Below are 8,750 nucleotides of genomic sequence, written 5' to 3'. Positions count from 1 at the left end.
AATAATTTTAATCCACGAACTATCAATCAATTTAGCAGATTCTGACTTGAGAATATATTTTTTTGTACCTGTCTCTTCTTTTTCTACTACCTCAAATCCCTGTTGTTCAAAAAAATCTACAACTGGTTTATTTTTTTTGGTGGGAATATAGGTAGCGCTAAGTTGAATTTCAGGATAGTTGGTGAGATATTTAGTTTTCAGATGGTTAACGATCGCCGTTTCTATTCCTCTACCCATTGCTCTACAACTCATTATCAAACTATCAATGAGCAAATAAGGTTTTTCTCGGAGGTCAACCAAATATAGAGCTATTATACCAATTTCTCCAAAGTTATCATGGGCAGATACTACAGTCAAGTCATAATTCCCATCTCGAAAAAACTCCTCTACTTCTGCCATTGAATAACGAATAGTTGTCAGATTAAATTGATTAGTTTTGCTAAATAATTGATGCACGCGAGGTAAGTCTTCTTCCGTTGCTTCCCAAATCTTAATTTCTGTTCCTAAACTTTGCAAATAGCTTGTCATATCTCCAATTTGCTGCTTATGATCTTCCCGTTGTTTATTTTGGATATACTGAGTAGCTTTGCTTAAATCATCTTGCAAAATCTGGATTTTTTCAAACTCATTCAGTTGGTCTAGTAATCCTGAATAAGTAGCAGGATCGGATGGCAATAATATAGTTTTAACTTCTGGCATCATTTGAGTAACTAAACTGCACTCTGCCGGATTATCATCTATAAAAACTAAACTATCTGTGCCAATATTTAAAGTAGAGGCAATCTTTTGTAAATTTTCGTGCTTACGTTCCCAGTTGATTTCCATTGCTGAAAAGTCAGATTTTTTCAGCGGCATTTCTGGTCTTTTTTCAAAAGCTTCTAAAGCATCATTGATATTATTTTTACTACAAATTGCCAGTAATATTCCTCGGTCTTTAATTGTTTTAATTTTGCGTTGAAATTCTAAAAATGCTTCGGAAACTGGATCGCCTTGACCTATTTTAATACCCATTACTCCTTCTTCTCCAACTACTCCTCCCCACAGAGTGTTATCTAAGTCGAGTACAAGACATTTTTTGGTATAACCTTTTATTGCTTTTATATATCTAATTAATTCCCTGGCAATAGTTGGGAGAAAATTTTCTCGCCATTCCATTTTGGCGATATAATACATTTTTGCATTCTGGACTTGTTCTTTACCAAACCTTGAAGCTAACCGTTCAATATCAAAAAGATGTACTCTTGACTCTTTTTTTAGTAAACGCAGGAGTTCCAAATTTAATTCTAAATAAAATTCTGATTCTCCATATTCCTGATTCAGGTCAGCAATACCTGTTTGATAAAAATTTGGCTGTAGAAAGTTACTTATCAGAATATTGGCACTGGTTTGATTAACTGCTACTTTTAGCCAATCTGATATGTGGGAAATAATAAAATTTAAGCTGTTTTTTCTTTCATCTAAAGATAAGCTTGAATACTCATAATATATTTTTGGTTGTAACTCCCTGAGAGATATATCTAAATAAATTAAATCAGGATTATAGTTAATCAGGGGAGAATTAGGATTGAGTAATTCCTGAAAATATTGCTGATAGCTGCCAATATATTCTCCTGCAATTATTCCTTCAGAAACAGAGAAAACATTCACATAGGAAGGTAAAGGTTCAATTGTATAGTTTCCTAGATAGGCAATTTTAAATTCTGGTTTCTGAGAGAGTTTTTTGATACTTTTATCAATTAAGCTAATTTCTGTACTTTTAATTTCTGAAAAATCTACTTGTTTAATTAGATCGACTAATTCATCAAGAGAATTTGCTTGTTTCAAAAGTTGCTTCAGCTTTTTATCCATGTTTCCTACATCTCTAATTAAATACTTATCTATTTAACCTAATTATGTACTTATAACCATCCCTGTTCTCGGTACCAATCCCTAGTTTTTTGAATCCCTTCTTTAATCGAGTATTGGGGTTCAAATCCTAAAACTTCCTTGGATTTTCCAATAGAAAATGCCCGATTATTTTGGAAAAAACTTACCCTTCTTCTATGTAAAGGTGGTTCAATATTCAAAGGAACACAAACCTTTTCACAAAGTGTTGCCAAAGTCAAAACCGGACCTAAAGGAACTCTAATATTTGGAGGTTTAACTCCCAATTCTGTAGCAATTAATTTACACAATTCATTAAGAGTTAAATATCCTTCTCCTCCAAAAATAAATACTTCTCCTATTGCCTTTTCATTATTTAGACAAAGTAAAAATCCTCGCACTACATCATCTATATAAGAAGGATGAAATAGTACATTTCCATCTCCAACTATCACAAATCGCCCTTTCTTGATCATTTTAAACAATTTCAACATTCGGCGATCGCCGGGTCCGAATAATGAGATGGGACGAATTACGGTAATTGGTAGACCTGTTTCTCGATAAAATTCCCACACTCGTTTTTCAGCAATTAATTTTGTTTCTTGATAAAGGTCTGTAGGATTAAAGGCAGTCTCTTCATTAGCTGGAATTTCTAGGACAGTTCCATGAACTCCAATAGTGCTACAATGAATCAGATGTTTCACGTTATGCCTTTTTGCAGCTTCTAAGACGTGATTTGTACCTTCTACATTAACTGCATGAGCTTCTTTGTCATCCGATCCACCTTTGCGAAAATTTGACACTACATGGATGACATTATCTACACCTTCGACTGCTTTTTCTACAGCTTTTGCATCTCTGATATCTCCCCAAACTACATCATACTTCTCAGAACTATTGTTATTAGGAATTCCTGTTGCAGGAGGACGAGCAAAAATTCGCACATTGTTTCCTGCTGCAGATAATTGAGAAACTATATGACTTCCCAGGAAACCTTTACCACCTGTTACTAATACTTTACTCATTAGCCAACTAAAATTTTAAATTATGTTTAAATTATATTTATCGGTTTATACTGCTTATGCACTTAATCGTAAAGCCAACTGGTTACGAATAAATCGAAATGGTGTTTCCAGGGAACCATAGGGTTGAATTGAAGTAGTAGGGTTTAATAAAATCTGCTTCATGCTTTTTCCTGGTTCCACTATATTAAATTCACCCTCTACTATAAACCCAAAACTTCCTGGTTTGGTATATTCAGATTTTAAGGGTAGAGGGTCTGTTCCTGGCAAAACTTTCCATCCCTTTTTTTCAGCTAGTTGAAAATAAGATGGTCTTGACCAAAAATTAGGACGACCACTATTGTCACCGAGACATATCATAGAAAGGGTATCTGAATTTAATAACTTTTGTAAAATATTACCTCTCTTCCCTATCCATTTTCCTACTCCCCAAGGTAACACAGGTATACTATCTTTTGATACTATGTTTTGGATGGTAGTTTCTACAGGTAAACCATCTACAAATTCATTATCTGAAATTAAGGCTAAAACTTCTAATTTTTCTGCGGTTACAATTTGCCGACCAGCAATGATGAAAATTTTTTGATTCTCGTTATTAGTGGCAGAAATTGATATTGATTCTTGAGTTGGAGCTAATTTCCAGTTATTAATTTGCTGATGATTTTGAGCATATTCTAATATTTTACTAAATTCAAAATCACCAAGCATTTCTGTTAAAAATATCAAAAAAACCGAGTTTTCAGTATCGGTTTTCGTTCTTGATATTTTATGAAAATTTGCTAGAGATGCATTCAATAGTTGGTCAAGTTCAAAACATTTATGAATATGAACGTGAGCATCTGCAATAATTTTTTGATTTATTTTGACTTGACTATTCATTGATTTATTCAATAAATTTGCTAGAGCGAAAATTTTTCCACAGCCATAATATACCGACAATTAATATTGAGTAAGACAATTCCCAAGTAATAAATATAAAATGGCTGACATCAAATAATCCTCTGGAGTGATGAACTGAGGGAAAAAACGGTATTGCTGACTTCAAATATGTATCTGTAAACGGCCAGAAAAGTTGTAAACCAGAACCACTTGTGGCAGTGAAAAAGTCTAAAACCAAATGAGAACTATAGATAACTAAAGTAAATAAAAATAGTTGTTTAAAGGAAGATTTGCGACAATAACTAATTAGCCAACTAACTATGAAACTAAAACCAATGGCAAAAACAAAAGTGTGAGTAATACCCCTATGAAATCTTTCGCCTGTGATTAACTGAGGTAGAAAATCAAAGTCAGCAAAAATAGCGACAAAAACAGGATAAAAAGTTTCCCAGCTCCACCAACGAGAGGGATAATATTTCAATTTTTCCTGGGGTAGAAACTTAGCTAGTACATATCCAGAAACTGAGTGAGCTATTGGAGATGGCATAGTTAAAAATTGTTGATATAAAGGAAAAGTATTAAAATAATTTTGGCGCTGGTATCAGGATAGTTATACTAATTAACTTAAACAATCTCCCCGAGAATTTCAAAACTAAGGGGAGCAAATAATCAGCTCAATTTTTGAGGGCTTAAAGTTTGTTTTTTTCAGATAATTTTACTTTCAATTTTCTGACAAAAAAAAGGTCTCAAGCCTCCCCTTTGAAGGGTATGAAAAAAACAAATCCATTAACAGGAAAGGAAAGGAAAAAACATAGTTACCACTTGGGAGGCTAACTGATAAATGATAACTGAAATGACTTGGATAAAACAAAATTAGAGATTTCCTGGAGTTTATCTAGACGGAAATTTTGACTGGGGTAAATCCAAAAATATTTTTGATTTCCTCTACTTCTTGTTGTAATTTTGTCGGACTCCAACCTAACTCTTTGCTCATAACTTCAGCACAGAATAGAATAGTTTCATCCCCTGGATATCCAGCACTACCTAATTCTGTCCGGCGCAATATTACATCACTTAATTTATGAGCCATTTCTTGATGGATAGCATGGAAAATTTCAGCTTTAATAACTTGCAGTTCACTCTCAGGATTATCCAAATAATTCAGAACTTCTGGATAAGCAGAGCCATAGTTATAAACTAGGCGACGAATAGTTGATTCTGTTAAACCTTTTCCTTGGTTTTCTACAATAGCATTCTGTAAAAAAGCGTTAAAATTTTCTATTTCCCCACCATATATAGGTGTAACTGATGAAACTGACTTAGGAGATTTTTTCCCTAATGATTTGAATAGATAATTAACTACTTTTTCAGCTACGTCTCTGGCAGTGGTATATTTCACTCCTACTATTGAAATTAAACCTAATAATCCAGTTTCGGAATGATCTAAAATTTGATAATGTTTGGCTAAGACGGGTTCGCCAGTTTTAGGATTAACATTAGTTGTTGGTAGCATCCCCCCATGTACAAATGAAATTTCTTCTCGCTTTAACTTTGCTCCTGGATATGCTTGGTTAATAGCAGTAATAAATTGATTTATGTCTTCTTCTGTGATTTGAAAATCATCGGGGTCTTGAGTATAAACTGCATATTCTGTACCAATCATAGACCGCCCACGCCAAGGAGAAATAAATAGAAAGCGACTACCTTTGTTAACTATACCATCTGAGTCAGCAGAACTATTTTTACTGGTAATACCTACTGCATATTTTTCAAATAGAGGACGAGTGGTAACTAAATTCATTGCTTTAGCCAAACCAAAAGGCGATCGCTCTTGTTGGTTGACCATACCTAGAATTTTATTTACCCAAGCTCCAGAGGTATTGATAAATGTTTGACCACGGATATCTAATTTATTTCCAGTTAGTCGGTCTATTGCCGTTACGCCAGTAATGCGATTATCATTTTGAATAAACCCATTAACTTCAACATAGTTTGCTACAGTTGCGCCTTTTTGGTCAGCAGAGCGTAAAAATGATATGTTCAGTCTTTCTGAATTATAGACTTGAGCATCATAGAATATAGCTCCTCCGGTCAAACCTTGAGTTGAAATACCAGGAAGTAACTCCAAACATTTCTTTTGAGAAATTACACGACCGTTAGGAATATGTTTTTGTTGGTCTAGGAGTCTGTTGCGATCGCAACTTACCAAGTCATTAACTGCTAATGCTATAGACAAAGCTTCTTTTCCCTTCAACCCATGTCCATAAGTAGGGATCAAAACTGGCAGTGGATGAATAAGATGGGGTGCTATTCTCATTAAAGTGGTGCGTTCGTGAATTGACTCCCGCATCCGCTTAAAATCGGCATTTTGTAGATATCGCAGTCCTCCGTGAATAGTTTTTAAGCTATTAGCAGAAGTTGCCGCACCAAAATCATTTTTTTCTACAAGGGCTACAGAGAGGCCACACAGACTTGCTTCCCTAGCTAGAGTAGCTCCATATATTCCCCCACCTATTACCAGTACATCGTAAACTTGATTAGTTAGTTCCGTTAAATTTCTTTCCATAACATCTGAAATCTAAGGATGTAGATAACGAAGATAACTTTAGTGACATACTCGCACACTAACCTGACGGTATAGTGTGGGCTTCTCGTTTCACAGTCCCGGTATCCCGTCGGACTCCACGAGCTTTAAGAACGAGATGCCCCACCGCTCTTTTTGCACATAAAAAACTGCTCACCTAGTTCCGGAATAAGATTTTACGTTTTCCCACAGTTGACTAGGAATTCGGGCCAATAACCCCATATCCTATTAAATTTTCATGGTTCATTACTGGCGGCGATTAGCTCAAACCAGCATAGTTCAATGATAACATAAAAATTTGTAAATTAATTAGACATCGAGTCCCATTAATTTACCGCCGATTCATCTCACGCCAAATCGGCGATTTAGCTAACCTTAAGATACTTGATAATCTCCTGATTGCACAAGCTTTTTTTCAGAATCTCCATTCTGATTTTTGTCAGAGTTAATTGTTTCTTTTACTTGATTGTAGATACTACCTAACTTTTCACAAAAAGCAGCATAACTATGTTTTTTCTGAACCATGTTTTTACCTGCTTCCCCTAATTTAAATCTTAATTCAGGGTCTTTAATTAGAGAAATTATTCCTTTGGAAAAAGCTTGAGGATTAGAGTGAGATAACATTGCTGTTTTGTCATCTAATACCTGAGTATGAGTTGGTAAATTAGTTGCTAAGACAGCTTTACCACTATCAAGATAAGAATATATTTTCATTGGTGTATTCTTACCTTTTATCCGAGGAGATACTAAAACGTCAGCTTGAGCAAGATAATTTCCTAATTCACTAGCAGGTTTCTTTCCTAGAAAATATACTTTTTCTTGAATTCCTAACTTTTTAGCTTTATTTTGATATTTTTTAATATCTTCTTGCTCTCCTCCTACTATCACTAAATCAACTTCTTTTGTTTGTTTTAGTGCTAAAGCAAAACTATCTAGCAGTAAGTCCATACCTTGGTATTGTTCCAAATTACCCACATACATTAGCATTGTATTGCTAATTTTTAGCTCTTTTTTGAGGTTATGCTTAGTTGCAACTTTTTTTTCATTTAACAAAGAAATATCTGGTAATAGTACAACCTTTTTGGGTTGATATTGATTGATATTATTAGCCAAAGCTTGACATACTGGAACTACAACTTCTGCATTTTTGACTGCGTGTTTCTCAAGCCACTTTAAGACATAAATAAAAGGTGAAAGAAACGGATATTTTTCGATCATTTGCTGAGGTAAAGAAGAATCCATATCATAGATGTAAGGAATATTCAACAAAAATTTCAGTAGTAATGCGATAAATACTGATTCTTCTACAGCATGAATTAAACTATAACGTTTCTTGGAAAGTAGTCTAGCTACTTCTAGGAACATTAATAGGTCATAAATAATTTTCTTCCAAGAAAATCCAGGACGTACATTCTTGACAAATGGGATGTTGATTGTACGGTATATATTAGTATTTTTATAGTCAACATCTTTCCCTTGTGGATAGGTTACTACATCAATTTTATCGTTTTGTTGTGATAAAAATTTTAAAACTAAATTATCAGCAATAGGTGAACCTCGGTCTTGATAAAAAGGATGAGGAATTAAAAATAAAATATCTAAAGGAGAATTAGAGTTTTTGGTTTTGTCATTGATTATTTCCAGATTTTCATTGTTTTTTGCATCAAATAACTGTATTCCGTGATTTTTAGTTAAAGTAAATGATTCAACCATAATTAAAACCTTTTTAGCACCTCATAAATTTTGGCAATTATATTTGATAACGCAATTTTATTTGCAGATCAATCAAAAAGCTAGATATACTTGAATTCACAAAAGTATAGGTTGTGAATTCAACAGTTAATTGCTTATAGTAAGCATGAATTTCAAAGTTTTTTCTATTACTTAGTATCCTAACAATCAGCATCAGCAATTTCAAGTAGTTTCGAGGAACTTTACCAAAACTTTAAAAATTATGGCCTTTAGGCCCGATGATCTTCATCAGAATTTCATAATTCTCTTGTAAACTCAAGATTACATAATTAAATTCACTACTTATATTAAATATGTATATTGAAAACTTATTTATACAGAACATTACATTCCTCTCTAGGAGGTTTCGGAGTTGTATCCGTATCGGTACAACCATCTACTATTTCTGTTACTCTCTCCAAACTGTAGTCTAATTTCTGTCCAAATCAGGTGGCCAACCTTGATCTTCTATTGCATCCTGAAGTAGTGCTGCTATGGCCTCATCCTCATTCCATATTCAAGGGCAATACTAACTACCCCTAAAAGCTGAGAAATGTGACCCACATCTTGAAGCACAAAATGTAGTACAATAAAGGTACAAGCATCGTCATCAGAATTATCAGTCTACTTATTCTTGTATAGATAAAAAAGCGAGGGTTAAAGTATTGTTC

The 8,750-nt window shown here is 33.9% G+C and carries 6 protein-coding genes and 1 pseudogene; all 7 read right to left on the bottom strand.

Features of this window, described 5'->3' with window-relative positions:
* Nucleotides 1-1,848, bottom strand: a 1,848-nt coding sequence (locus tag D5R40_RS27710) for an HAD-IIIC family phosphatase (RefSeq protein ID WP_124155512.1), incomplete at its 3' end; no start/stop codon positions are given.
* A 50-nt stretch (nt 1,849-1,898) separates the two neighbouring features.
* Nucleotides 1,899-2,888, bottom strand: a complete 990-nt coding sequence (locus D5R40_RS27705) for an NAD-dependent epimerase/dehydratase family protein (protein WP_124155511.1) — start codon at nt 2,886-2,888, stop codon at nt 1,899-1,901.
* Between the two features lie 54 nt (nt 2,889-2,942).
* Nucleotides 2,943-3,764 carry a hypothetical protein gene (locus tag D5R40_RS27700; RefSeq protein ID WP_124146957.1) on the bottom strand — a complete coding sequence of 274 codons (822 nt, stop codon included), beginning with the start codon at nt 3,762-3,764 and terminating at the stop codon, nt 2,943-2,945.
* Between the two features lie 4 nt (nt 3,765-3,768).
* A complete protein-coding gene (locus D5R40_RS27695) occupies nt 3,769-4,311 on the bottom strand; it encodes a metal-dependent hydrolase (protein WP_124146956.1) in 543 nt (180 codons plus the stop codon).
* 348 nt (nt 4,312-4,659) lie between these two features.
* The gene (locus D5R40_RS27690; RefSeq protein WP_124155510.1) at nt 4,660-6,330 is read right to left on the bottom strand and encodes a glycerol-3-phosphate dehydrogenase/oxidase; all 1,671 of its coding nucleotides are present in this window, start codon (nt 6,328-6,330) and stop codon (nt 4,660-4,662) included.
* 393 nt (nt 6,331-6,723) lie between these two features.
* Entirely contained in the window at nt 6,724-8,061 is a 1,338-nt protein-coding gene (locus D5R40_RS38185) for a glycosyltransferase family 4 protein (protein ID WP_205127714.1), read from the bottom strand.
* Nucleotides 8,062-8,438: 377 nt separating this feature from the next.
* Nucleotides 8,439-8,643 (bottom strand): annotated as a pseudogene (locus D5R40_RS42920) (HD domain-containing protein); the annotation flags it as partial.
* Between the last annotated feature and the right edge of the window lie 107 nt (nt 8,644-8,750).

It is taken from the genome of Okeania hirsuta, from assembly GCF_003838195.1.
GTDB classification, from domain to species: Bacteria; Cyanobacteriota; Cyanobacteriia; order Cyanobacteriales; family Microcoleaceae; genus Okeania; species Okeania hirsuta.
This window is presented reverse-complemented; position numbering and strand designations above follow the sequence as displayed.